Annotated in this window: 33 protein-coding genes and 1 pseudogene; 14 read left to right on the top strand and 20 right to left on the bottom strand. The window is 66.1% G+C overall.

Annotated elements, in window-relative coordinates:
- Positions 1-68: 68 nt before the first annotated feature.
- On the top strand, positions 69-428 hold the full coding sequence (locus ACWEOO_RS38470; RefSeq protein ID WP_452147241.1) for a YciI family protein: 360 nt from the start codon (positions 69-71) through the stop codon (positions 426-428).
- A 32-nt stretch (positions 429-460) separates the two neighbouring features.
- Positions 461-1051, top strand: coding sequence for a chloramphenicol phosphotransferase CPT family protein (locus ACWEOO_RS38465; protein WP_452147240.1), 591 nt, complete (start codon positions 461-463; stop codon positions 1049-1051).
- Positions 1052-1258: 207 nt separating this feature from the next.
- Here ACWEOO_RS38465 and ACWEOO_RS38460 read toward each other — a convergent pair whose 3' ends face one another.
- A complete protein-coding gene (locus ACWEOO_RS38460; protein ID WP_452147239.1) occupies positions 1259-1882 on the bottom strand; it encodes a hypothetical protein in 624 nt (207 codons plus the stop codon).
- A gap of 254 nt (positions 1883-2136) precedes the next feature.
- Here ACWEOO_RS38460 and ACWEOO_RS38455 point away from each other — a divergent pair, with 254 nt between their 5' ends.
- The 3 genes from ACWEOO_RS38455 to ACWEOO_RS38445 are packed head-to-tail and all read left to right on the top strand — an operon-like array spanning position 2137 to position 3914.
- Complete coding sequence (locus ACWEOO_RS38455) at positions 2137-2763, top strand: macro domain-containing protein (protein WP_452147238.1); 627 nt, start codon at positions 2137-2139, stop codon at positions 2761-2763.
- Between the two features lie 53 nt (positions 2764-2816).
- Complete coding sequence (locus tag ACWEOO_RS38450) at positions 2817-3362, top strand: DUF2231 domain-containing protein (RefSeq protein WP_452147237.1); 546 nt, start codon at positions 2817-2819, stop codon at positions 3360-3362.
- Between the two features lie 60 nt (positions 3363-3422).
- Positions 3423-3914, top strand: a complete 492-nt coding sequence (locus ACWEOO_RS38445) for a hypothetical protein (protein ID WP_452147236.1) — start codon at positions 3423-3425, stop codon at positions 3912-3914.
- Here the strand turns inward: ACWEOO_RS38445 and ACWEOO_RS38440 are convergent.
- On the bottom strand, positions 3892-4845 hold the full coding sequence (locus ACWEOO_RS38440) for a cyclase family protein (protein WP_452147235.1): 954 nt from the start codon (positions 4843-4845) through the stop codon (positions 3892-3894). The genes ACWEOO_RS38445 and ACWEOO_RS38440 overlap by 23 nt on opposite strands.
- Positions 4846-4974: 129 nt before the next feature.
- On the opposite strand from ACWEOO_RS38440, the gene ACWEOO_RS38435 reads away from it, so the two are divergent.
- A complete protein-coding gene (locus tag ACWEOO_RS38435) occupies positions 4975-5256 on the top strand; it encodes a hypothetical protein (RefSeq protein WP_452147234.1) in 282 nt (93 codons plus the stop codon).
- 23 nt (positions 5257-5279) lie between these two features.
- Here the strand turns inward: ACWEOO_RS38435 and ACWEOO_RS38430 are convergent, their stop codons facing one another.
- From ACWEOO_RS38430 to ACWEOO_RS38420, 3 genes are all read right to left on the bottom strand, one after another.
- Positions 5280-5891, bottom strand: a complete 612-nt coding sequence (locus ACWEOO_RS38430) for a hypothetical protein (RefSeq protein WP_452147233.1) — start codon at positions 5889-5891, stop codon at positions 5280-5282.
- A gap of 86 nt (positions 5892-5977) precedes the next feature.
- Positions 5978-6772 (bottom strand): phosphotransferase enzyme family protein, encoded by a 795-nt coding sequence (locus ACWEOO_RS38425; protein ID WP_452147232.1) that lies wholly within the window; start codon positions 6770-6772, stop codon positions 5978-5980.
- Between the two features lie 72 nt (positions 6773-6844).
- Positions 6845-7465: a hypothetical protein gene (locus ACWEOO_RS38420; protein WP_452147231.1), complete on the bottom strand. Its 621-nt coding sequence runs from the start codon at positions 7463-7465 to the stop codon at positions 6845-6847.
- Positions 7466-7555: 90 nt separating this feature from the next.
- Here ACWEOO_RS38420 and ACWEOO_RS38415 point away from each other — a divergent pair, with 90 nt between their 5' ends.
- Entirely contained in the window at positions 7556-7768 is a 213-nt protein-coding gene (locus tag ACWEOO_RS38415) for a hypothetical protein (protein ID WP_452147230.1), read from the top strand.
- Positions 7769-7840: 72 nt separating this feature from the next.
- Here ACWEOO_RS38415 and ACWEOO_RS38410 read toward each other — a convergent pair whose 3' ends face one another.
- The 3 genes from ACWEOO_RS38410 to ACWEOO_RS38400 all read right to left on the bottom strand — a co-directional run bounded on the left by ACWEOO_RS38410 (position 7841) and on the right by ACWEOO_RS38400 (position 9681).
- On the bottom strand, positions 7841-8605 hold the full coding sequence (locus tag ACWEOO_RS38410) for a hypothetical protein (RefSeq protein ID WP_452147229.1): 765 nt from the start codon (positions 8603-8605) through the stop codon (positions 7841-7843).
- Between the two features lie 124 nt (positions 8606-8729).
- On the bottom strand, positions 8730-9194 hold the full coding sequence (locus ACWEOO_RS38405) for a DUF6228 family protein (protein ID WP_452147228.1): 465 nt from the start codon (positions 9192-9194) through the stop codon (positions 8730-8732).
- A 133-nt stretch (positions 9195-9327) separates the two neighbouring features.
- Positions 9328-9681: a winged helix-turn-helix transcriptional regulator gene (locus ACWEOO_RS38400; protein ID WP_452147227.1), complete on the bottom strand. Its 354-nt coding sequence runs from the start codon at positions 9679-9681 to the stop codon at positions 9328-9330.
- 157 nt (positions 9682-9838) lie between these two features.
- On the opposite strand from ACWEOO_RS38400, the gene ACWEOO_RS38395 reads away from it, so the two are divergent.
- From ACWEOO_RS38395 to ACWEOO_RS38385, 3 genes are all read left to right on the top strand, one after another.
- Positions 9839-10150 (top strand): EthD family reductase, encoded by a 312-nt coding sequence (locus ACWEOO_RS38395; protein ID WP_452147226.1) that lies wholly within the window; start codon positions 9839-9841, stop codon positions 10148-10150.
- Positions 10151-10648: 498 nt separating this feature from the next.
- Positions 10649-11206, top strand: a complete 558-nt coding sequence (locus ACWEOO_RS38390; RefSeq protein ID WP_452147225.1) for a dihydrofolate reductase family protein — start codon at positions 10649-10651, stop codon at positions 11204-11206.
- A 226-nt stretch (positions 11207-11432) separates the two neighbouring features.
- Positions 11433-12338: an aminoglycoside phosphotransferase family protein gene (locus tag ACWEOO_RS38385; RefSeq protein ID WP_452147224.1), complete on the top strand. Its 906-nt coding sequence runs from the start codon at positions 11433-11435 to the stop codon at positions 12336-12338.
- A gap of 214 nt (positions 12339-12552) precedes the next feature.
- On the opposite strand, the gene ACWEOO_RS38380 is transcribed toward ACWEOO_RS38385, so the two are convergent.
- The gene (locus ACWEOO_RS38380; RefSeq protein ID WP_452147223.1) at positions 12553-13158 is read right to left on the bottom strand and encodes a hypothetical protein; all 606 of its coding nucleotides are present in this window, start codon (positions 13156-13158) and stop codon (positions 12553-12555) included.
- A 381-nt stretch (positions 13159-13539) separates the two neighbouring features.
- Here ACWEOO_RS38380 and ACWEOO_RS38375 point away from each other — a divergent pair, with 381 nt between their 5' ends.
- Positions 13540-13875: a toxin-antitoxin system YwqK family antitoxin gene (locus ACWEOO_RS38375; protein ID WP_452147222.1), complete on the top strand. Its 336-nt coding sequence runs from the start codon at positions 13540-13542 to the stop codon at positions 13873-13875.
- Positions 13872-14240 carry a hypothetical protein gene (locus ACWEOO_RS38370; protein WP_452147221.1) on the top strand — a complete coding sequence of 123 codons (369 nt, stop codon included), beginning with the start codon at positions 13872-13874 and terminating at the stop codon, positions 14238-14240. The genes ACWEOO_RS38375 and ACWEOO_RS38370 overlap by 4 nt, the downstream gene beginning before the upstream one ends.
- Before the next feature lie 69 nt (positions 14241-14309).
- Here ACWEOO_RS38370 and ACWEOO_RS38365 read toward each other — a convergent pair whose 3' ends face one another.
- The 7 genes and pseudogenes from ACWEOO_RS38365 to ACWEOO_RS38335 all read right to left on the bottom strand — a co-directional run bounded on the left by ACWEOO_RS38365 (position 14310) and on the right by ACWEOO_RS38335 (position 18882).
- Entirely contained in the window at positions 14310-14705 is a 396-nt protein-coding gene (locus ACWEOO_RS38365) for a hypothetical protein (protein ID WP_452147220.1), read from the bottom strand.
- 512 nt (positions 14706-15217) lie between these two features.
- A complete protein-coding gene (locus ACWEOO_RS38360; protein ID WP_452147219.1) occupies positions 15218-15529 on the bottom strand; it encodes a hypothetical protein in 312 nt (103 codons plus the stop codon).
- A gap of 37 nt (positions 15530-15566) precedes the next feature.
- Positions 15567-16055, bottom strand: a complete 489-nt coding sequence (locus ACWEOO_RS38355) for a hypothetical protein (protein ID WP_452147218.1) — start codon at positions 16053-16055, stop codon at positions 15567-15569.
- A 149-nt stretch (positions 16056-16204) separates the two neighbouring features.
- Positions 16205-16474 (bottom strand): hypothetical protein, encoded by a 270-nt coding sequence (locus tag ACWEOO_RS38350; RefSeq protein ID WP_359937733.1) that lies wholly within the window; start codon positions 16472-16474, stop codon positions 16205-16207.
- A 37-nt stretch (positions 16475-16511) separates the two neighbouring features.
- Positions 16512-17391, bottom strand: a pseudogene (locus ACWEOO_RS38345) (IS5 family transposase).
- 326 nt (positions 17392-17717) lie between these two features.
- Positions 17718-18113 (bottom strand): hypothetical protein, encoded by a 396-nt coding sequence (locus ACWEOO_RS38340; RefSeq protein ID WP_452147217.1) that lies wholly within the window; start codon positions 18111-18113, stop codon positions 17718-17720.
- A 493-nt stretch (positions 18114-18606) separates the two neighbouring features.
- Positions 18607-18882 (bottom strand): hypothetical protein, encoded by a 276-nt coding sequence (locus ACWEOO_RS38335; protein WP_452147216.1) that lies wholly within the window; start codon positions 18880-18882, stop codon positions 18607-18609.
- Between the two features lie 199 nt (positions 18883-19081).
- Here ACWEOO_RS38335 and ACWEOO_RS38330 point away from each other — a divergent pair, with 199 nt between their 5' ends.
- Together ACWEOO_RS38330 and ACWEOO_RS38325 are read left to right on the top strand one after the other, a co-directional pair.
- Complete coding sequence (locus tag ACWEOO_RS38330) at positions 19082-20014, top strand: hypothetical protein (RefSeq protein ID WP_452147215.1); 933 nt, start codon at positions 19082-19084, stop codon at positions 20012-20014.
- A 253-nt stretch (positions 20015-20267) separates the two neighbouring features.
- The gene (locus ACWEOO_RS38325) at positions 20268-20666 is read left to right on the top strand and encodes a mycothiol transferase (RefSeq protein WP_452147214.1); all 399 of its coding nucleotides are present in this window, start codon (positions 20268-20270) and stop codon (positions 20664-20666) included.
- Between the two features lie 104 nt (positions 20667-20770).
- Here the strand turns inward: ACWEOO_RS38325 and ACWEOO_RS38320 are convergent, their stop codons facing one another.
- The 4 genes from ACWEOO_RS38320 to ACWEOO_RS38305 form a co-directional block, all read right to left on the bottom strand.
- Positions 20771-21184, bottom strand: coding sequence for a hypothetical protein (locus ACWEOO_RS38320; RefSeq protein ID WP_452147213.1), 414 nt, complete (start codon positions 21182-21184; stop codon positions 20771-20773).
- Positions 21185-21326: 142 nt separating this feature from the next.
- Positions 21327-22223 carry an IS3 family transposase gene (locus ACWEOO_RS38315; RefSeq protein WP_452147212.1) on the bottom strand — a complete coding sequence of 299 codons (897 nt, stop codon included), beginning with the start codon at positions 22221-22223 and terminating at the stop codon, positions 21327-21329.
- The gene (locus ACWEOO_RS38310) at positions 22220-22531 is read right to left on the bottom strand and encodes a transposase (protein WP_209694371.1); all 312 of its coding nucleotides are present in this window, start codon (positions 22529-22531) and stop codon (positions 22220-22222) included. Before ACWEOO_RS38310 ends, ACWEOO_RS38315 begins: the two co-directional genes overlap by 4 nt.
- A 96-nt stretch (positions 22532-22627) precedes the next feature.
- Positions 22628-23035, bottom strand: coding sequence for a hypothetical protein (locus ACWEOO_RS38305; protein ID WP_452147211.1), 408 nt, complete (start codon positions 23033-23035; stop codon positions 22628-22630).
- Positions 23036-23135: the final 100 nt, after the last annotated feature.

The following is a 23135-nucleotide window of genomic DNA, read 5'->3' as shown; positions in this document are numbered from 1 at the left end:
TCGCAGTACGGCGTTCGTTGCACAGGTGGCAGGCGGGCGCGGATCGGCCGCCGGACAGGAGTGATGAGATGCCGCATTACCTGATCTCGTTCGAGAAGGGTTCGATGGACCACTTCGCGGAGGAGGACTGGCCCGTGGTGGGCAAGGCCGCGCACGCGGTGGTCCAGGAGGCGATCGACGCCGGGGTGTACGTGTTCGGCGGCGGTCTGGACTACGAGAACAACGACGTCGAGCACGCTGTCGTCGCCACCGACGGCATGGTCACCGACGGCCCGTTCCCGGAGACCAAGGAGCTCATCGGCGGCTTCATGATCGTCAAGGTCCCCACCCGCGACGACGCGCTCCAGTGGGCCGCCAAACAGGCCACCGCCTGCCGCTGCGCCCAGGACGTCCGCAAGTTCATGCGCGACCCGGAGCTGGACATCTGAGCTGATCGCGCCTCGCGGATATCCTCATGCGGGTGACGCGAACCTCCAAGCCTTCGGTCATCTTCCTCAACGGCGCCTCGTCCGCCGGCAAGACCACGCTCGGCACCGCACTACAAGACGCCCTCGACGAGCCGTACTTGCTGATGGGTCTGGACACCTGCTTCGCGATGGTCCCCTCCCAGTGGGCCGGCGGCTCGATGGGGGCTCATCGCGCGCAGGGTTTCCAGTACGTCGACCTGCCCGACGACAACGGCAAACCCGTGTGCGGAATCGCGTACGGGCCGATCGGACTGCGCATGCTGCAAGGCTTCCACCGCGCCGTCCGCGAGTTCGTGCAGGCGGGCAACCCGGTCATCGTCGACGAGATGATGCTCGGCTCCGAGGTGAGAGACCACTGGTTCACAACCCTCGCAGACCTCGACGTACTCACGGTTGGTGTCCGCTGCGACCTCGCCGAACTCGAACGCCGGGAGGTCACCCGCAAGAACCCAGCCGGCCTGTCCCGCTGGTCCGAGGCACGCGTACACGACGGAATGCACTACGACCTCTGGGTGGACACCACCAACCAGACCCCAGAAACCTCCGCCCACCAAATCCTGACCACCACACGCGCAACTTCTTGACCGACGCCGGATCGCCGCATCCCCCACAGTCCCGCTGAACACGCCGCAGACCGCCCAGTGCAGCGTGACGCACACCCGACGGGTCCGGCACCAAGCTCAGCCGACCGGGTACGGCGCGACGCGGAGCCAACCAGCGCAGCGGGATCTGACGTGACCGGTACCGTCAGGTCCCGAAACGTCGGGTCCCGTCAGGTCGAGGCAGGTCTGTCAGGTCGGTGTAGGGCTGACGGCCAGTTCTCGTACCGTCAGGATCTCGACGCGCGCGGGATCGCGGCCCACGACGTCGACCCGGTACAGGCACTCGAACGGGCGGTTCCCCGCCACCGCCGGATGGCGCAGGAACTCCTTGCCGGCGAGCAACCGAACCCCCGCCCACGTGCCGTACCCGAACGCTCCCGCGATCAGCAGCACCTCCTTCCCGAAGAGCGAGTTCGGGATCCGGTACATCGCCCCGTAATCCACGCCCTCGTCCCAGCTCGGCCTGAACCACGGCGTGTAGACCTCGTTCTCGACGGTGTCCTCGATCGCGATCTCGTGGATCTCCGGCCTGCCGAGCCGAATGGTGGTGACGACGCGCTCGAGCACGATCCGCGTCAGCCAGTTCCCGTCGGGCCCGCCGAGACCGATCAGGTTGCTCTGCTTCAGGAGGTTCGCGTCGATCGCGTTCGAGTGGATGATGTCGGGCGAACCGATGCCGATCTCGTCGAAGATCCGCTGCAGTTCCCGCAACGCCATGGCATCGCCGCCACCCACGAACCCGCTCGGCTCGAAGTCCTTGAACGTGTCGTGCCGGCCGATCACGATGCTCGGCCCGACCCGCCCGCGGTACATCCGCCAGAAACCACGGGCCCGCCGCGTCCTGATCCTTCGTTTGACCGGAACCCAAGCCCATCCGGCTCCCGCAGCGATCGCGGCCGCGACCAAGTTCACCGTCAGATCAGGGACCACCGTCGTCCCACCCAGATCACCCGCCACCCGACCACTCCCCTTCATCGGCGCGAGTCCGATGCCGCGACATCGAAGTTTTCAGTCTCCCACCGCCCAGGTCTACGCGAGCAGTCGCCGACGAGTCATACGATCGGCCCGTGAGCCACGACGCACGTTCTCGCCATCTGCCGGCTCGGGACGGCGGTTCGACGCCGCCTCACCTGCTTCTGGTCGACCTCGACGCCGACCTCGTCACGGCGTGGCGCGCGGTCTTCGCCGCACAGATCGACGAAGGCGTGGTGGACGTACGGCGAGGGTCGTTGCTGGACGTGCTGCCGGACGTCGACGCCGTACTGACCGCGGGAAACAGCTACGGGCAGATGGACGGCGGTGTCGACCGGGCACTCGCCGGCTACTGGCCGGATGTCCAACGATCGGTCTGGGCGGCCATCGCAGACGAGTACCACGGCTATCAACCGGTCGGAACAGCCAACATGATTGCTACCGGCGACGACCCTTGCCGGTGGCTGGTCTATGCACCGACGATGCGCGTGCCGATGCCGCTGTCGGGCGGGATGGACATCGCCGTACATGACGCCTTCTGGGCCGCCCTCCTGGCCGTCAGCCGCGACACGACAATCGGCAGCATCGCAGCGCCCGGCTTCGGCACCGGATACGGCCGCGTACCACCGGTCCGTGCCGCACAACTCATGGCCGCCGCCTACAGCATGCGGTCCCTGCCGGCCACCACACGCATCTCACACCGCGAGGCACTGCTTCACTGAGCCGGGATCTCGACTCCTTCCACGGCAGGGCCGCCCGGCGCTATCGTGAAATCGTGGCATCGAAGTCCTTGCCGCAACGCGTAGCTCGAGCGGTCGGGGAAAGCGCGGTCGCCGAGCGGATCGCTCGCGCCCAGGAGCTGGCGTACGGGCCGTTGACCGAGTGGATGCAGCGCAGCCCGCTGCACAGCGACGTACTGGGTCACTCACTCCACCCACCGCTCACCGACGTGACGACGGGCTGCTGGCTCAGCACGTCCCTCCTCGACCTCACCGGCGGATCCGGTTCGCGTCGCGCGTCGACACTGCTCGTCGGATTCGGCGTACTCGCGTCTCTGCCAACAGCCTTCGCGGGCGCCGCGGACTGGGCCGACCTCTCAGGCCCCGAACGCCGCATCGGCGCGGTCCACGCACTCGGCGCCGACACCGCGATCCTCCTCTTCACCAGCTCCCTCGTCGCACGCCTCCGCGGCAACCACCGAACCGGCGCCAAACTCGCCCTGGCCGGCAATGCGGTCATAGCCGGCGCAGGATTCCTCGGCGGCCACCTCGCCCTGCACCGCGGAACCGCCCGCCGAACTCCGGCGGCCGACCCTGACTAGCATCCCGAACACACCGGGTGTCCGCTCCACGCACCGGCAGCGACCGGAGATGATGAGCTGGTGATCATCGAGCTGCACCCGCCGAGGTCCGCCGGCCCGCTCGAACTCGCCGCGACGGGCGACGAAATCGTCGCGACGATGAGGCAGTTCGGTGAGCCGGAGGTGCTCTGCCGGGCTGCAGGTGACCGAGCGGGATGGTGCGTGACGCATCAGAGCGGCTTGTTCCTCAGCGCGTACTTCGACGCGGACGATCGTGCCGAGGCCATCGAACTCGGGCGACCGACGGACCCGGGTGTCACCGTGACGTACGGCGGCCTGGACATCTTCCGGACCCCTGCCGCGGAGCTCGTCGAAGCCCTGCGCCGGACGACCCGGGTCCTCGAAGAGGAGAACGGACACTCGTACACCGCCCCCGACCTGCTGCTCGCCCTCTGGCGCCCGACAACCCCCGAAGGTCCCGACGATGCCGAAGGCAACTACTTCGAATCCGTACTGATCGCCGAGCCACTCTCGATGCGCCGTACTGCCATCAGAACGTGGCGATCGGGTTGACCGGGCTGCCGGAGGTGCCGGCGAATCGGACCGGCGCGACCGCGAACTGGAAGTCCCATTGACCGAGCTCGGCAGCCGTCGCCGCGCACGCCTCCAGGTCGCAGTTGTCGAGCATCCACAGCCCCATCGCGACAAGGCTCACGGCATGAACCGGCATCAGTACGGCGTCGTACCCCGACGGCTGAACGTCCTGCGGAGTATCAGCGCCGATCAGCGCGACCCCGCGTTCATGCAGCCACGGCAGGCAGGACGCATGCCAGCCGGCCTGCGTGATACCGCCCGATGGACCGGTCTCGTGCCGAGCGCGGCCGTATCCGGTCCGCAGCAGCACCGCATCGCCCGGCTGCACCCGTACCCCTTGGCGGCGCTCGGCCTCCTCGAGGTCGTCGGGGAACACACCCTGCCCCGGCTCCAGCCACGGCACATCACGGACCGTCGCAACGTCCAGCAGGACACCACGCGTCACGATCCCGTCCGCCGCCGCCGTCACAGCGCCCCACGCCGATCCCGTGTCCGCGTCGACCAACGAGTGCGAGCGCCCGTTGTACATCTTGCCGTCCCAGTAGATATGGCACGGCGAATCGAGGTGCGTGATGGTGTTGCCGTGGAACAGGATCCCCAGCCGCTCGTTGGAGAACCCCCAGTGCCGATCAGCGTGAAACGCCGCCGGCATGTGCTCCGCACCCGGCATATCCGCGGCACACGGGCACGTCGTCGTCGCCCGCTCCATCTCCTCCGGTACGGCGACCTCCCACGCACACGACACACTCCGCCCATGCCGCACCCCCCGAGCCGCCGCGAGCCGTACGTCGTCCGTAATGAGATTCAACGTCCCGAGCTCGTCGTCGTCACCCCACCGTCCCCAGTTGGACAACGTGTCGAAGTACCCGAGCACCTCATCCTCAGTCGGCACCACTCGCCCAGCCGCCATCCCAACTCCTCCACTCACACAACCCAAACCACTCCCAGGCAGGCTATCCCCGCCCTCCCCTCCACCCCCGCGACCGGGTCAGCCGCCACCGCTGGAGCTCGCCACTCGTAGCCTGCGACTATGTGCGGCATGGACCCGACCGAACTTCATGCCATCGCCCACGAACGGCGTGAACGCTGGGCAGAGGCTGGGGCAGTCCACGAAGTCGTCGACGGCCCGTTGACCGACAAGCCGGCAGCCTGGCTCATCCTGAGCAAGGATGAGCTCGCAGGGCAGCTGACGGTCTGGAGCTCGGGCGAGGCTGAGATGCAATGGGGAACTCTCGAACATCTGGATGCTCGCCACTACGACGCCGTGGAGGACCTCCGTACGTGCGTATCCGACCTCGAGGCCGCACTTCGTCTGACGTAAGAGCATCCGCTCTCATGGGTCGGTCAGGCGTCGAACCAGACCACGAGCCGAACGTTGCGAGGCCCGTGCAGATCGATGAGGATCCGCATCACCTCGAACACGGGTGACCACTCGCCGCCGATCACGTCGCGGCGGCGCAGGCGTTCGACTCGATAGAGGCCATCACCGACCAACCACTCGGTGCCCTCGGGAAACGCAGAACCGTCTCGCTCCAGACTGTGACCCGTCGCATCGGCCCACGCAGGATCCTGACCGGCCTTGGAGTGGTACACCCACGCGTTGTCGGCGGCGCGTGTGTACCGGTGGATCCTCGCATCGACCCGTACCGCGGGCTCGTCGAGGTCGATCGCCGCCAAGTCGCTCCCGTCGAGCCAGCTCACGGAGTGCGCCTGCTCGGAGAACTGGGCAAGGTCCTCGCGGGTACGACGTGCGGCGTCGGCCGGTAGCCCTCGCTCGGCCGCTACCGGGGCGAAGCCGGCGAAGTTCTGAACGCCGAACAGACAACCGAACAGGTCGTAATCGCGCCCCGCGTACAACAGGCTCAGGTCGACAGCCGACTCCCACGGGTCGTCCTCGTCGGGACGGAACGCGAAACCGGGGCGGCACTCGACGACGCCGTGGATGTCCGTGCCCATGCCTCGCATTCTGGCTCATCCCCACCGGCACCTGTCGACCAGATACACATCGAAAGCGAGAGGCACCCGGCGGGTGCTCGGGCGACTTAGCGCAGCAGCGCTGTCTTGAAGCTTTCGCGGTTGTCAGCCAGCCAGGTCTGCAGGCGATCCCAGCGTTCCCAGCCGCCGCGTTCTGTGAGCGCTTGGAGAAAGGCGGGATCCTTGTCGGCCACGCGTGCCGCGACGAAGGCTCGGCAGACATCTGTGGCCTGCTCGATGACGCGGGGCAGCTCAGCGCGGTCCTGCGGTGCGAGATCGTAGCTGTCGGCAAGGATCCGGAGCCGCGTGGGCACATCCAGTCCGGCAGGGTAGGCGGCGGCCGCGGATGTGGGGTCGTTCATGGGTACCCAGTAGCGGGCGGTCATGGCTACGTCCCAGAGAGGGCGCCCAGGCGCCGCGAAGTCGAAATCGATGAGGGCAACCGGACGGCCGTCGCGGAAGACGACGTTGTCCGGGCACACGTCGTTGTGGCACAGCATCGTTCCGCCCTCTGGATCAGCGAAGTCCCGGGGCCATTCGATCTGGGGGTCGACCACGACAGCCGCGCTCGCCTCGTGCAGGCGGCGCAACAAGCTTCCAGCCGCTTCCAGGGCGGACTTCGTCATGGCCCAGTCCGGGTACGGCGGCAGAGGCACGTCGCCGGGGATGAACGTCAGCCGCTCACGGCCATCGTCCGTAAGGCCGACCGGTACCGACGCCGCGTCGAAGCCATGTTCCTTCAGCGCAAGGAGATACGCGTGCAGAGCGGACGCGTTGCGCGGCGCCGGCCGCTCCACCAGCTCGCCCTGGCGAAAGACCGCCCCCGCATTCGCCATACCGCCGACCAACGCCTCACCCGTCACGCCGCCCACGCTACCGTCGAGCTCGACAGCCCCGCGCGTTTGAAGCCCTCGACGAGCGCTGGGGTACGTCGTTCAGCCGAGCGACAGCAGCCGTTCTTCCAGGAGTGGCCCGGCCTGATCGATGGTCTCGCCAAGATCGAGCCAGGACTGCTCACGCGCCGCCGGCTCGTCCATCCCGGCCACGGCCAGACTGAACACCCCCGTCAGCACGTCCCGCTGCCCATCCGGCTGCACCACCGACAACCCGAACGCCACGGCAAGACCGGTACGCACCACCTGCGCCTTGCCCGGATCATCCGGCAGCGGCCTGCCGCCGGTCAAAAACCTCGGCTCCGCGATGACCTTCAACCACTCGACCTTGGCCCCGTCGACCTGCTCCGCCAGCATCTCCTCGATCCGGTCGCGCACCGCTCGCCCGGGCTGATCCCCCAGCCAGTCAAGCCAGTGATCCGCCTTGGTGAGCAGCTCGAAGTCGTCCCGCGGACGCCCATGCCGCTCATTCGGTACGAAGTCACCGGTGATCTGCCCCGCGTCGTCGACCTGCCAACCCCCACGAATCGCCTCCGGCGGCACGTACCCGTTGGGATCGTCGACCCATTCCCCGTCGATCTCGTAAACCCACCCACCGGGATTCCGAGCCGCCTCAGCCACCAGCCCTTCAGCCGGCTGACGCCGCCGCTTGAACATGCTCACCCGCCCCAGTCTGCCCCACGACGGTGCCTCACTCGCCCCAACGCGCTCCGCATCCATGCCGACCGCGGCCGCTCGCAGCAGCATTGCAAGATGGGCTACCGGCACGAGCTGCGGCGGGTGCTGACGAGAAGGCTGCGACGACGACCAGATCTCAGGTTGAACGACAACCGCAGACAGGAACTGGAGTTGCAGGCTTCCCGGGCCGCCAGCCAGCCGACCACCATGCGCTACGACCACGCCCGCACCAACCTCGACCGCCAACCCAACTACATCCTCGCCGCCTACATGGCCTCCGCCACCTGACACACCGCCAGGGATATGCAGGTGCTGTCGCTCCTGCGGCGCCAGTCTCGGCCTGGCAGCTCCTAGTCCGGGTCAGCCGTCGGGTCCAACGACGCGCGCAGCTGGGTGCAGTACTTCCAGCGGCGAGAGATCGCCGTCGCCGACCCTGGTGCCGCGGATGCGGAAGTCTCTCAGGTGACGACCGATGGAACCGGTCAGCGGCGCCAGCGTAGCGATCGCGCCGCCGAAGCAGATACGGAGCCCGGTGAGTTCAGGGAGCTCGGCCAGGTCGGCCAGATCCAACGTGGCCTCGCCGGTGATGCGCGAATTGCCGATGATCCACAGATGCTGAAGCCGGTGTGCCTCAGCCAGCGGTGTCAGGCTGTCGCCCGTACGGCGAGCAGTTCGACGTACTCCAGCCGTGGAGAGTGCTGCAGACCCTCGAGAGACACGAGCCGGCGGGTTGCCTCCACCTCGAGTCGTCGAAGGCGCGGTTGGTCGCCGAGGAACGCAAAGTCCGTCCCACGCCAGCCCCAAACGCGGAACCCTGTCGAGGCCAAGCTTCGAGACCGTCGAGCCGGACAGCTCTGGCAAGGCCTTCTTGCACCGCGTCAGAAGGCACACCTCAACGACTCCCGGTATCAGCAACGCCGCGGAGTCATCGACAACAGGCCCGAGAACCTCGATGTAGCGCAGACCTGGAAGGTCGCGGAGGAACTCGAGGTCGCGCAACCTCGCGCTCCGCGCAACGCGGAGGTAGACACCGTCATGGCCGCCGGCAACGTATGCGGTGTGGACAGCCAACGCATCGACGACGCCATCGACCTCGACACTGAGAACGTGGTAGTCGAACCTCACCCGTCACCCACCCCGCCTTCACCGTCTACTCAAACGAGGAGCGCACCGCGGGATGCTACGCGAGTCGGCCCGCGCTGACGTGAGCCTTGCGATCATGCCGATGAGCGTGCTTGTCGGAATCGGCTCAGCGGGCGAAGAACGACGACAGTTCGTGGGCGAGGGCTGACATCTCGGCGCCCGCCTCGATCTCCACGACGACCGAGGCGCTCCACTTGTCGTAGATGCTGGGCGTGATCCACCAGCGGAGGTCGACGTGCCCGCGCGACGACCAGGTGGCTTCGACCCTGAGATCGCGGTCCTGGTTCTCCCAGGTGCGTGTGCCGTTCCAGCCTCGAAAGTCCTCGCCCAATTGCTCGAGGAACGCCGGCAGCCCGCTGCCGGCGTTGTCGAGACTCAGCACCAATATCTCTGCTGCCAACCCGTTTCCTGAGACGCGAACCGTGTACTCCACCATGTCGTCGGAGGCCAGGTATGGGTCCGAGGCATCGCGGTACCGAAAGCGCGGGGATGCGAACTCGATCTCCGCGGTGCGATCCCCGCTACTCCACCGAAGGGCAACGGCAGCGCCGCCCTCAGACACACGCAGCATGGCGCGATGATCGCACGAGCCGGTGGCGCGAAACGCACCGATCTGCCGCGATCCGCGCGGATGCCGATGGGCCGCTCGATCCCCGGCGCCCGGGGCGTCTGTGCCACGGGTTCCGAAGTACGCCAGCAGTTCGCTAGCGGGTGTCTTCGGAATCGGCGGCGGAGAGGGTCGCGGCCCACTCTGCGGACCACCGGACGAGCGGGCGCAGCGCGCGGTAAACGCCGTTGCCCAGCTCGGTGAGGGCGTAGGTGGTGTCCGGATGCTGCTCGACGAGGGCGGCATCGACCAGCTCGGTCAGCCGTTGCCGCAGCACGCTGGAGGACATGTTGTCGCAGCGCTCCTGCAACGCACGGAACCCGACGGGCCCATGTTGCAGTTCCCAGACGATCCGCAGGTTCCACCTACGGCCGAGCAGGTCGAGGGCGGCCATCAGCGGGCGGCCGGTGCTCGACCCTCGGACCGCCCGTCCCGGCCTGGGTGCCGCCATCCGTCGTACCGTCCCCTCTTGCTGCTTCGATATCAGACACACTATCGTATCGCTCATCGATTCGATTTCCGAAGCGCTTTGAGAGTGGCTTCGGGAGGCGATTACTACCGGGTCGTGCGACCGATCGGTGGTCGCTCGCCCCTGAACGGAGGTTGTTGTGCACAAGCTGTTGGTTCTGTATCCCGAGCCGGCCGATCCCGATCATTTCCGCGACTACTACGTGACCAAGCACCTCCCGCTGGTCGCGCGCATGCCGGGCCTGCTCGCGTTTCGCTACAGCTTCGAGGTGACAGCGACGCAGGGGCAGACGCCGTACTTCGCGGTCTTCGAAGCCGAGTTCGCCGACGCTGCGGCCCTGACCGCGGCGAGGTCGTCTCCGCAGGGCCGCGAGGCGTCTGCCGATGTCGCCAACTACGCCACCGGCGGTGTAGTCGTCATGCACTTTCCGGTGCAGAACGGCGCCTGCTGAGCCTGGCCCTGAGACACCGCCGCATCCGCGGTGCGCCATGTTCGCGGAGTCGGTGCCCGCATTCGCCCGCGAACCCTGTACAGCTGGGGCTCTGGAGGCGCCTCGGGTGGCCGGGAGCTTCGTCACGAAAGCGCGGTTGCCTGCTTGGGGCGGCGGCTGAGGGTCGCGCGGGGTTCGGATGCGTGCCGGCATGCGGTTCGGCCGGGCTTTCGGGTCTCACCTCGATCGGGTGGACTCGATGGAGCTTCGGACCCACCTCAATGGTGGGAGCATCTGCGCATCTGGACGAGATCCCGCCGATTCCGCAAGCCAGTAGTCACTCATGCCACGCAAGACGCCGGTCTCCCGAGTGGAACCGGCCTCTAACCTGGGCTGGGAGCTTAGGGCACTCGAACCCCTAACCTCTTCCGTGCAATGGATTCCGGACCGATCGCGCCCCTGGGCGGCGGTGCGGCGTACGACGGAAACGCCGCCATTGTGGCGCTAGACTCGCCGGCCATGGGACTTCTCACCTTCAGCCTCAACCTGACCCTGGATGGTTGCGTCGACCACCAGGAGGGGATCGCCGACGACGAGACGCACGCGTTCTTCACCCGTCTCATGGACGAGAGCGGGGCAATGCTGTGGGGTCGCGTCACCTACGAGCTGATGGAGAGCTACTGGCCGGCCGTCGCCCGCGGTGACGAGGAAGCACCGCCGGCCATGCGCGAGTGGGCGGTCAAGCTGGAGGCCAAGCCCAAGTACGTGGTGTCCTCGACGCGCGAGGACTTCCCGTGGGCGAACAGCCACCACCTCGCCGGCGATCTGCGCGAGGCCGTGCAGAAGCTCAAGGACGCGACCCCGGCCGGAGTCCTCCTCGGAAGCGGCAAGCTCGCGACCGAGCTCGACCGGCTGGACATGATCGACGAGTACAAGCTGCTCGTCCATCCCAGGATCGCGGGCCACGGCCCGACGCTGTACCAGGGCGGGCTACCCAGCACGCGCCGACTCGAACTGGTCTCGGCGGAGCCGCTCCACAACGGCGTCGTGGCCACGCACTACCGCCGCGCACGCTGAATCCCAGGGGCCCGCTCACCGGCAGCGCGGCGTCCTCCTCGCACTCGCCGCGCCGAACGACTCCTTGAAGACGGAGACTTATCCTCCCGGGTCACACAAGCGACCGGCCCCTGAGTGTGAACCGGTCTCTGAGGCGCGCAGCATGGTCGCCGTCGCGGTGATCACCGCCCAGCAGGACCTGGATACTCGGTTGACAGCTGACAGATCCGATCGCTCATATGGGCTCGTGAGTCCTCGCAAGATCCACGCCGACCAGACCGACATCGACACACCACTCGTCCGCGAACTCGTGGCCGAGCAGTTCCCGCAGTGGGCCAGGTTGCCGCTGGAGCCGGTCGACTCCAGTGGCTTGGTGAACGCGATCTACCGCCTCGGTTCTGACCTGTCCGTACGGCTGCCGCTCCGCCCCTCGATCACCGACATAGTGCAACGGGAGCAGGAGAAACTCGCGGCACTCGCGCCGCTCCTGCCCGTGCCCATCCCCTCTGTCGAGGCGATCGGCTCACCCACCGACGCGTTCCCGGGCGAGTGGTCCGTCCACCGCTGGCTCACCGGTACGCACCCCTCCCCCGAGGCGCTGGCTGATCCGCGTGGGCTCGCGGCGGACCTCGCGGCGTTCGTCGACGCGTTCCGCCGAATCGACCTGCCTGACCGACCGCCGGCCTATCCAGGTGAACGCCGAACACGCGCGCCGATGCACTCGATGGACTCCTTGACGCGAGAGGCGATCATCGAACTGGATGGCCTGATCGACACTCGCGCAGCGCAAGCGTCCTGGGAGGAGTCGCTCGCGGCGCCGTACGACGGGCGCGAGGTGTGGGTCCACTCGGACCTGACGCCGAGCAACCTGCTCGTGTCCGCAGCGGGCCGGCTAACGGCGGTGCTCGACTTCGAGACATGCGGCGTCGGCGATCCGGCGTGCGACTTGTTTCCCGCTTGGTACCTGCTGCCCGCGGACGTCCACGACGAGTTCTGCGCCACGCTGAACGTGGACGACGCAACCTGGCTCCGCGGCCGCGGGCGCGTGCTGTCTCAGGCCCTGATCGTGTTGCGAGAATTCAAGGACACAAACCCAACCCTCGCGAACAACGCATGGCACGCCGTCGCCAAGGTACTCGCAACTCCCCGGTGAACTGTCACTGCTTCGCACCCAGCGACGATCCGTGAACGTCCATCTATGTCCGGCTGCATACCGCCCGTTGTCACTCCGAATGTGATCGGCCCGTAGATCTACGACACGCGTCCCCCACCTGATTCGCGACAGGCTCGACGGGTGACGACCACCTGAGAGGCCGGCCAACGCACGCACATGCCGATGTACGAGCAGTTCCTCGCAAGCTCGGCCGCTACTCCGTCGACCCCAGGAACTCATGAAGCGCGCCCATCGTCCGGCCGGTGAGCTTGGCGCCGTCGTCGTCAGAGCTGACCTCGCAGAGGGCCCACGACGGGAGGTCGCTCGGGTCGCCAAGCTCGTCGTCGTAGGGGTCGCCGAGGAGGTATGCAAAGCCCTGCGCGGTGTCGGACGCGACGTCCTCGACAATCACCGCAAGCTCGTCCAAGGTGATTCCGGCCGCGAGACACTTCTCGATCACCTCTGCGATGGCCGTTGAGGGTGAACCCGGGCGACGATCTCGCTCACGTTGAAGGTTGGTCCACCAGACGTCCATGCTCTCGCGCCGGCCAAGCAGATTCGCCCGCACGAGTCGTTCTAGTCGGGCGTACGCCAACTGAGGACGGTTTTCACTGATCTCGGACCGCGCCGCGGCCTGCGGATCATCGACACCCAGCCTCGTCAACTTCTCAATCAGCACAACTTCGTCTGCCTGCATCAGTTTCGCCTCCTCGTGGCCGCATGCCGACCCGTTGCAGCCTAGGACCGGCCGCCGTCCGTTCAATGAGGCCAACCAGGAAAGTCTGGGGTGTGAGGCCCCGAGCAGCTCGTAGCTAAGCACGGCCACGATGTCTACGCCGGCGGTTGGGCGTTTCCCGTCAAGCCATTCAATTGGATGCTCTACGTGTTCTACGGCTGTGACATCCGTGAATCAGCAGTGGTCTCGTTCCGCGACCTGGTTACCGACCTCGCGCGACTGACCCGTGGATGCGGATCGGGACATGCCAGCCGGCTTCTTCCCCTTGAGTGACGAACGGACAGCAGTCGACGTCGTGGACCATCCGCGACGGCCAGCTGATCGAAACTCTCGCGCCAGCGGAACTCCACTGGTTCGCAGAACGGCCGTGAGATCAGCCGAACGAACATCCGGATCTGGCCGCTGTCCGTGCGCAGTCAAGCCCCACGAGCACGTACGCGGCAGGGCCCGTGGCATTGTGCAACCGTGAACGAGGGGCCGGAACGCAGTACGTTGCGGGTGCCCGACGCTGAGCTGGACTTCGGGCCAGACCTGGTCATGCAGTATCGGGGTCAACCGTTCACGGGCATCGCCTTCGACGTCACGGAGAACGGCACGCGTAGCGAACTGACTTATGTCGACGGTCTACAGCATGGACCGGCTCGGGATTGGGATGCCTCAGGGCGGCTCCGAGCCGAGGACTCCTGGCGCGCCAACGTTCGCCATGGCGTGAGCCGTACCTACGACGAGAACGGGGCCGTGATCTCGGAGCAGCGGTGGGACCACGACAGAATGGTGAACGCTCCACCGTCTGGCGCGTGAGCCTCGGCCTCAACCCCACGCCGTACGAGACGACCGCTCATGCCGCATTTGGCGCATTGCGGGTCAGTCTGGGGCAAGCTGAGACCGTGCCAGAGCCGAAACACCCGATGCTGCCGTTCCTCGTCGATCTAGAACGCCCGCTCGACTCCGGAGTCGAGCGGGACTACGAGCCTACAGAGCTGGTCAGGTACGCCGTCGGAGCCAGCGACTACTGGGCTGATCTGGCACTCGGCTGGCTTGACCACGGTGTGCCGACCCAACCGTTGGTGACCGAACTGGAGCAACTAGAGACCGACAAGAGCCGGCCACAGAACCTGCGCCACCGAGCGCGTCGTCTGCGAAAGTCGACCAGACAAACGCCGTGACATGCCGCGGACAGTGACCCGCGACCATGCCGACGAGCGATAGATGGCAGTTGAAGCTACGAGCAATGCTCAGAGATCCTCATCGGCCGCGATTGATGCCCACTCGACGGAACTCAGGTGAGCAAGTATCGGTGTCTCGATGGGCAATGCCCACTGATGCTGATACCAGATCACGCGGGCCGTACTGCGGTCGCATGGATCGCCTGACAGGGCGGTCGAGGAGAACAAGGCCTCCACACGGATGGCAGGAAGTCGCGCCGCACCCCCGGATGGATAGTCCTCGAAGCCCTCTATCGGCTCCTGCTCGACCGGAACCAGGTATCCGGATTTCCGGTCCTGGCTGAGCTGCGCCTCGTTCATGCGTCGGTTCGGCAGGCCCTCCAACAGGCCGTCGTACGTCAGCCGTTGGTGCAAGCGTGTGAGGCGAAGATCGACAACGCCGATACGAATCGGGACGGAAGTCACGGACCGATCATGACAGCGCCAGAATCCGCGCGTCACCGCGCGCTTGGGGCCACTGACCACGCACGGACATGCCGCCGAGATGGAAGCCGCGCCCATGCCGATGATCGTGCTTCAGCCTGGGCTGTCCGCGAGACCCTCCATCCACATCTCCAACACGGGCGGTAGGCCGCCAGACTCACGTCCCAACCCGTTGACTCATTGCTCGACCAGAACTTGGCCCGCAGCGTCCGGGCTGCTTGCGCGAGCAGAGCGGCGATGCGCACGCGTTCGGGAACCGTCTCTATTCCAAGATGGAGGCCATTGTTCGCGGCGGCTCGCAGCATTAAGTCTGAGTCCTTGGTGAGGCGCTCGACCTCGGCGGCGAGGAGATCGAAGGCGATTACCTTCCAGGGTTCCTCCTGATGCGGCACGGTGACGACGACACTCACCTCAGCGAGCGTGCCGCGGAACGCACTGACCTGCCGCTGTCCGTGGAAACACGGAAGCGCCGATGTGCGGATGCTACGAACGACCTACGCGAGAGGTTGATACGAGTCGTACTCGCTATAGAAGATGACCGCCTGCGTGGCTTCCTCGGAAGTCGGCACTGCACCATCTCGCCACTCACTCCAGACTCTGATGACCTCCTTGGCCAGATCAACCTCCAAGAGATAGGCGAAGTCCGGAGCGCTCGGGGCCACGTGGTTGACCGCATCCTCGTTCAGGACGACCGCTTCGCAGTCGACGGTCCAGGGCCTGCGCGCGAAGATTGTGGGCTGAACGTCGTACGGATCGCCGTCCGGAATTCCGTCGAGCGTCGCGATCACCTCGAGCAGGGTTGCCACGCAACGGATGATGCCAGACGACTGTCCGGTCACAGACTCATGAGTCGCGCCCGAGAGTCGGGCCGAGGCCTTGATCGTCCACCCACCAATAGCCTCCGGGTACTTCGGGAAGCTGGCCGGCGAGTAATTCGTCCAGGGCACCCAGAACCTTACGAACCCAGGAACCGAGCGCCGCGGGTGCCTCGAATGGCGGGTCCACGCCGACAGCGGCGGCACGACGCTGGACGGCGGGATCTGTCACGTCGACCAGGGCGTCGCCGCCGAGGCGGTCCCGGATGGGCAGAATCGCGGCACGGATGAGTTCGATGATGTGATCGTTCGTCACGTAGTTGTCCAGCGCTACGTCCACAGCACCCGTAACACCCACAGCAGCGCTCAGGGCCCATCGGTCCAACAAGGCGTCGAGTTCAGGTTCGCTCGGGGTCACCGGGTCAAGCTCAGCCACAAGCAGCGCAAGTACGACGCTCACCGCCGTATCGCGAGTCCAGAAGGACTGCCCACGGAAATCGACCTTGCTCGTCCCCATGGCAGGAGACTAGGACGCCACGAGACGATCCGGATCTGCCGCTGTCCGTGAAGCACGGACCTGCCGTTGTGCGGTCGATGGCTGACCGCTCTTTGAATCACGAGCGTGGTGATCGTTTCCTGGCACTACCGAACGACCTGCCTTTGCCGCTACTCCGACTTGCGCCCGAACACTCGCTTGGCGACGGAGCCGGTGCCGATAGCGGCGAACAGGGCGACAAACACCCCCGAGGGAACGCTGCTGAAACTCGAATCGACGCCGTGGAAGGTCGCGTCGCCTCCGTAAACGCCGACGAACAGCACGGCCACCCACATCGCGACGATCGCCAGCGTGGCCCACATCTCGCGAACAAGGATCCGTGCAGCCCAGCCTCCACGAGCGGACCGAACTGAAGACTGATCTTGCATGGTTGTTGTCATGACTGCCTCCTAAAGGTCCACTACTAGGCCCTGTCTGTTAATTGGTGATGCGGTGGTGGGTGATGATCGCGGCCAGGAGTACTCCGCCGAGGTAGGTGAGGGCGTACTTGTCGTAGCGGGTGGCGATGCCGCGCCAGTGTTTGAGGCGGTTGAAGCCGCGTTCGACGGTGTTGCGGTGCCGGTAGCTGGCGGCGTCGAATGCGGGCGGTCTGCCGCCTGCTGAGCCCTTCGACTTGCGGTGGTCGATCTGGTCGGATCGTTCGGGGATGGTGTGCGGGATCCTCAACGCTCGCAGGTGTTTTCGGGTCGACGGGTGGGAGTAGGCCTTGTCGGCCAGCAACCGGAAGCGGGCGTTGTTGCCGGCCGTGCGGTGTGCGGCCAGCAGCGGCGCGAGTACCGGATTGTCGTTGGCCTGGCCAGGTGTCAGTACTACGGTCAGCGGCCTGCAGAACTGGTCGGTGAGGGCGTGGATCTTCGTCGTCCACCCGCCACGAGACCGCCCGAGAGCATGGTCAGCGGGTTCGCCCGGCAGATTCTTGTGATTCGATCCTGCCCCCTGTGTGCTCGTGGAAGCGGGCGCCGGCTGCGTGCTGGTGAGCGCGGATGCTGGTCGAGTCCACCGACATCAACTCCACCAGCCCATCACCGCCAACAGGCGCGGCGGCCCGCACCGCGGCGAACATCTCCTGGTAGGTGCCATCGACCGACCAGCGGCGGTGCCGCTCCCAGACCGACTGCCACGCACCGAACTCGGCCGGCAGATCACGCCACGGCGCACCGGTCCGGAACCGCCACGCGATCGCCTCCAGCGTCAGTCGGTGATCGTTCCACGGACGGCCCCGACGAGGCGCACCCGACGGCAGCGTCGGCGCGATCACCGCCCACAACTCATCAGAAATCACACCAGAACGCGGCACCCATCAAGCATCACCCACCCAACCCCACCGAATTAGCAGACACGCCCTAGTCGATCCGGTAGCTAAACCCGCCGGTAGAGCCAGAGGTCAGGCACCGCGTAGGCAAGAGGGCCCAAGCGGCTACAACCAGACACAACGAGGCTTCGCGACTGTCGTGCTGTCGCGCCAAGATCCGCACATGCCGCTCTCCGTGGAGCACGGATCTGCCGATGAGAGCGCAGCCGACATACTGATGATCGGCCTTCAGCCTGGGTTGTCCCACGAGACCCTCCGCCAGGCAACGTTGCCCCTGGGGCGGTGCGGGACGCCAACAATAGGCGGGATATCTACTGCTGCGAGAGCAGTTCGATGCGTCGGCGGAGTTGCTTGGGAAGGTACAGACCCGAGTACAACATTCCGGCCGCAGTGAGCGCATACAGCACAGCCCACAGTGAGCCCGACAGCGCCGCTCCTACGGAACCGATCGCCATCATTCCGCCGAGAGCCGTGGTGAGCCTGGGTCCTGGCTGCCAGCGGGACCTGATCAGGCCCTTGGAGGCGATCCGCAGGGCCGCGGCCCGGACCTCGGGATCGTCCGGTACCGGTCCACGCACAGCCGTGCGCCGCGCGAGCGCCGCTTTGTCAGCGGATAGACCGCCCTCGAGTTCGTCGCGGTTGCGCCGCCAGCCGGGCTCCAACCACCAAACGGTCCCCGTAGCGACAATCGTGCCGATGATGGCCACAATCCCTGATCTTGCCCAGCTAGCCTCGGTGACCACCTTGACCCAGAGCCCAACCGCCACGCCGCCGACCACGCCGTACCAGACCGCGAACAGCCACCTGGGTGGGTCAGCGAGGTATCTGTGCACGGGGTTGATGATCCCCGAACCGACCCGCTGCGCGCTACCGTCTGCAATGCCGGCGCCTTGGAGGATCGCAAGGCGGCGCCAGGATCGATCCCAACAGCAATGACACAAGCAGCCGATGAGCGGCGGAGCGAACTAGACTGCTCACGAGCCCACCCAAGGCGCATCTACCCGGTAAGGGTGCGCCCTGCCCGCTGTTCGGTGAGGGTGGCTGCCCGTTCGAGCCGGGCCGGGTCCGGGGAACTCACTCCTCAGCGGGAGGTGTCGGGGTTCCCACCCACCGGACCGACGACGCGTCCGCTCATACCCGCTGTCGGTGAAGCACGGATCTGCCGATGACAGGGCGACCCACAGTCAGGCTGGATAGGGCTTAATCCTGCGTTGGTTCGTCCCATCCCATGAGACCTGGGAGATCTCGGTACGAGTTGCGCCAACGGTCGTAGAACGGGTCGGCAGGGAGGTCAGCCGCGAGCGCTTCGAGGTCTGCGCGGAACTGTGCCCGGTCGTCATCGGACAACTGGTTCAACGTGTGCACCAGATCCTCCATGCTCTTGACGGCCCAGTCAGGGTCGACATCTGTATCACTCGACTGGTCGTAGCTCATGATTGCGGTCGCGATTGCCCCCACTAACACTTTGTGGTCCATGGACGTCAGCGTAGAGCTCCGCCAAGAGTGGTCGAGACTGATGCCGATCTGCCCTACTGAGCCGGCACGTCCTCGCGATCTCGGCGTTCGGATCTGCCGCCGTCAGTGAAAGCGGCAGACCTGTCCGATTTCAAGGACGCCTGGGATCGGGCCGGCGGCCGTGGAGCTGGCTCGGCGGCCGGGTGGTTACAGTCGGGTCATGGGTGATCTGAACGACCCTGAGGACTACTGGCTGGAGGGTGGCGTCGACGCCCAGACGATGGGCGTCGAGAAGGGCTTTCGGCAGGAGGTCGACCGGATCGTTTACCTGCTTGGTACGGACGAGTCGTGGCTGGCCTGGTGGCGAAGGACCAGCAACGCGCCGGTGCTGGAGATCCACATGATCGTGCTCAGAGCGGCGTACAACGGCGCGGTTGAGGAGCGTGTAGTTCGCGGCCGGAAGCGGCATCTCGTGGACATGCGCATCGACTTCCGCAAACTCGAGGCGCTGGAGCCCGACGAACGCAGACTGCTTGCGCTGCCGGCGGTTCTGGAGGGCGTAGCGCGCGTACAACGGGCCCTGAACCTGTCCGGTGAGCACCCAGCGATCCCGGACAGCGTGCGGCCCGCCCCGCTCGCCGCCGGGACGCTGCGCCGCAGACGTCTGCGCGAACTCCGCGGCGAGACGAATGCTCCCTTATCGCAGGACGCGTTCCCCGATCGAGGCGACAGGCAGCTCAGCACGCCGACGGTGCGATCGGTACTGCGCCCAGAGATGACGCGGTCGACATCACTTCCCGCCGTCGCCTCGCAGAAGCCCATCATGGGGCCGCTCGTCGTCGAGATCCACGTTCCGTTGAACGGTGCCGGCGGCATTGCGCCCGGCGACCCCGGGTATGAATTCGGCTGGATCGACGTCATCGAGGACTTTCTCGATGACGAGTCGAGCGACGGCAGCTTCGACATCTACGACGACGGCGAGGAGATCGACGGAGCCTATGTCTTCTTTGTTGCCGGCGCCCCCGAAGACATCCTGCTGAGCGTCGCCGCCAACGTCGCCGCACTACCCGGCGTCCCGTCCGGTGCCGTCGCCGTGGTCACCGACGACACGAGCGAAGAGGTAGGCGCGGGCCGCCGCGTCGCGCTCAGCTGAACTGGTCACCTCCGCGGAATCGAACGCCCGCTGTTCCTCCAGGCTGAGGCCCGAACGAACGCACATGCCGATGATCGGTAGTCCCCGTACGATGCGCACCTGTGAGCGAGGCACAGGAGTTTGACATCAGTGCGCGGCACGAAGCGCCACTGCACGGCAGCGAAGTCGCGATCTTGCGTGGATCACTGGGGTACCAACGCGACACGCTCCGGTGGAAGTGTTCCGGCCTGACCGGGGGGCAGTTGGCGCAACGATGCCCGCCGACCGGCATGACGCTGGGGGCTTGATGAAGCATCTCTCGCTCGTTGAGTCCCAGTGGTTCGATCACTGGTTCCGCGACGCAGGGTTCGCGCCGCCCTTTGACACCGTCGACTGGGCTCTCACCGAGAACGACTGGGAATTCGAATCGGCTCGTGACGACACTCCGGAGGAGTTGCGGGCGCTCTTCGACGAGGCCGTCAGCCGTTCAGACGCGGTCATCGACGAAGCGCTCACTCGCGGTGGACTCGACGAGGAGTCAGTACTCACGAGCCCGCGAACCGGCGAGACCTTCACCTTGCGGTGGATCCTGGTCCACATGATCGAGGAGTACGCACGCCACAACGGCCACGCCGACTTGATCAGGGAGTCGATCGACGGTCAGACCGGGTGAACGGCACCGAGTGACGAGTTCGGGGCCATGATCCGAAGCCCGAGCAACGCACTCACCTGCCGCGAAGCGGCCGTCCTCAACTGCCGCCGCGATGGCGCAGGCCGTCAGTCCTCGTTCAAGTCCGTATCGGGCGGAGATGGCAACTCGACTCCTCGACACCGAAGCCACGCGTCCACGGCGAGCGGATTCCGCAAAGGAAGGTCATGGAACTCGACGTCGCGCACATGCGATGCCTTTGAGAGAAGTCCCACCTCTCGAAGGACACGGCCCTCGGCGATGAAGACAAGCGAGACCTGTGGCCACTCCATCCAGTCCATCGGTGGAGCACCGGGGATGGTGTCCGACAACAGTTCGGCGATCTCACTGATGGCAGTCTGGTCTCGCTCAACGAGCAGCGCGCGGTCCTCCGCGCTGCGGTGTTTGCGCTTCTTCACAACTGCGCGCGTCGCGTCGTCGCAGCTTCGGCCTCGGATCACGACGACCTGTGAGGCCGCCGACAGCAGTGTCGGATCGATCACCCAGCAATTGTCTCGGAGCCTACCCGTAAACGCCCGGAACTGCCGCAGATGGTGAATGCGTGAGTGTTGACGCCGCCGAGAGTGACACGCGACCATACTGGGGTTGACCCGGTTCGACGGACAGGGTTGGTGTGAGGTCGGTTCACGCTACCTGTTCGTGGGTGGCGTGGGTTGATTCGAAGGTGGCTGGGCTGAGGTAGCCGAGGGTGGAGTGGCGTCGGCGGGTGTTGTACCAGCCCTCGATGTAGTCGAAGAGCGCGCTGGTGGCGGCTTTGCGGGTCGGCCAGGTGCGGCGGTGGATCAGCTCGGTCTTGACGGTGGCGAAGAAGGACTCGGCGACCGCGTTGTCCCAGCATTGGCCCTTGCGCCCGACCGACAACGTGACGCCCAGGTCCCTTGCCAGGTTGGCGAACTGGGCCGAGGTGTACTGACAGCCCCTATCGCTGTGAAACAGCACGCCGGCCGCGGGCCGTCGCCGGTTGACTGCGTCGGTGAGGGCATCGGCGACCAGGCTGGTGCGCAGGTGGTCAGCGGTCGCCCAGCCGACCACTCGGCGTGAGGCCAGATCGATCACGGTGGCCAGGTAGAGCCAGCCTTGCCAGGTGTGGATGTAGGTGATGTCGCCGCACCACCGGCGGTTCAGCTGACCGGGCTGGTCGGAGTCGATGCCGAAGTCGCGGCCGATCAGATCCGGGCGTTGCGCGGCGCCGGGATCAGGGATCGTGGTCTTCTTCCATCGTCGCGGGATCCGGCCGTGACGGCCGGCCGCCTGCATCAGCCGCACGACCCGCTTGCGGGAACAGCGCTCGCCTTGGTCGAGTAATTCGTGGTGGACCCGTGGCGAGCCGTAGGTCAGGCGGGACTCGTCGTGGATCTCGATGATCTTCGCGGTCAGCTCGGCGTCGCGCTGAACACGGCGGGACGGTCGGCCGGCGCGGTCGGCGTAGTAGGCGGAACGGGAGACCTGCAGCAACTCACACGCACGCTTCACGTTGTGGTTGCCCTGCTTTTCCGCCTCGATGAACGGGTAACAGTTCACCGGGTCTCCTTCGCGAAGAAAGCCGTGGCCCGCTTGAGGATCTCAACATCCTCACGCAGCCTGCGAGCCTCCCGCCGTAACTGGTTGAGCTCTTCGCGCTCGCTCGTGGTCAGCCCGCCGTCACCGGTGCCGGCGTCGCGCTCGGCCTGGTTCAGCCACTGCCGGACCGCGGTCTCGGTCAGATCGAAGTCCTTCGCGACCTGACCAACCGACCGGTCACCGCGCTGACACAGCTCGACGATCTCGGCCTTGAACTCAGGCGTGAACGAACGACGAGGCCGCGGCTTCTTCTTGCCCATGGACTCCATGATGAACATCCTTCCGGAGCACAAGCTCCTGATCTCGGATGTCCGTCAAAACGGGTCAGGCCCATACCGACGATGGGACGTGGCGGCTCGACTCTCTCAGGGGCGCATGTCGCTGTCAGGCAGAGTCCCCCCAAAGTGATCGCGGATCACCTCAGGGCTGATGGTCCAGCCGCCCTCTGTGGCCTCTTGCCAAGGCCATGTAGAGCACACCGCAGCGGTCAGCTCGCTCTCGGCGAGCTGTCCGTATTGGTGAAGCACTTCGTCGATTGTGCGCGCCTCTCCTTCCGACAACTCTGACCGAAGATCGCCTCCGTATGTGACCGAACGTGGGCGAGTTTCCGCGCCGGTAGGCACGGCCCAGATGTCGTTCTCGAACAGTGGTGCCAGGAACCTGCCCACGTAGTGACCCTGGCAGAGGTAAAGCAGGTTCTGCAGCTTCGTGATTGACACGTCGGGGACGACCCGACGGATTCGCTCTTCCACAACCTCGATCTCGACTGTCACAGCTTGGAGCCTAGGGGCACCGGCGGTCTCTCCCCGGACACACTTGACCAACAACGTCCGGAAATGCCGCGTTCCGCGCATGCCTGAACGGGCTCACAGA

Source organism: Kribbella sp. NPDC004138, assembly GCF_053603655.1.
Note: the sequence above shows the minus strand (reverse complement) of the source record. Positions and strands in the feature narration are given on the sequence as shown.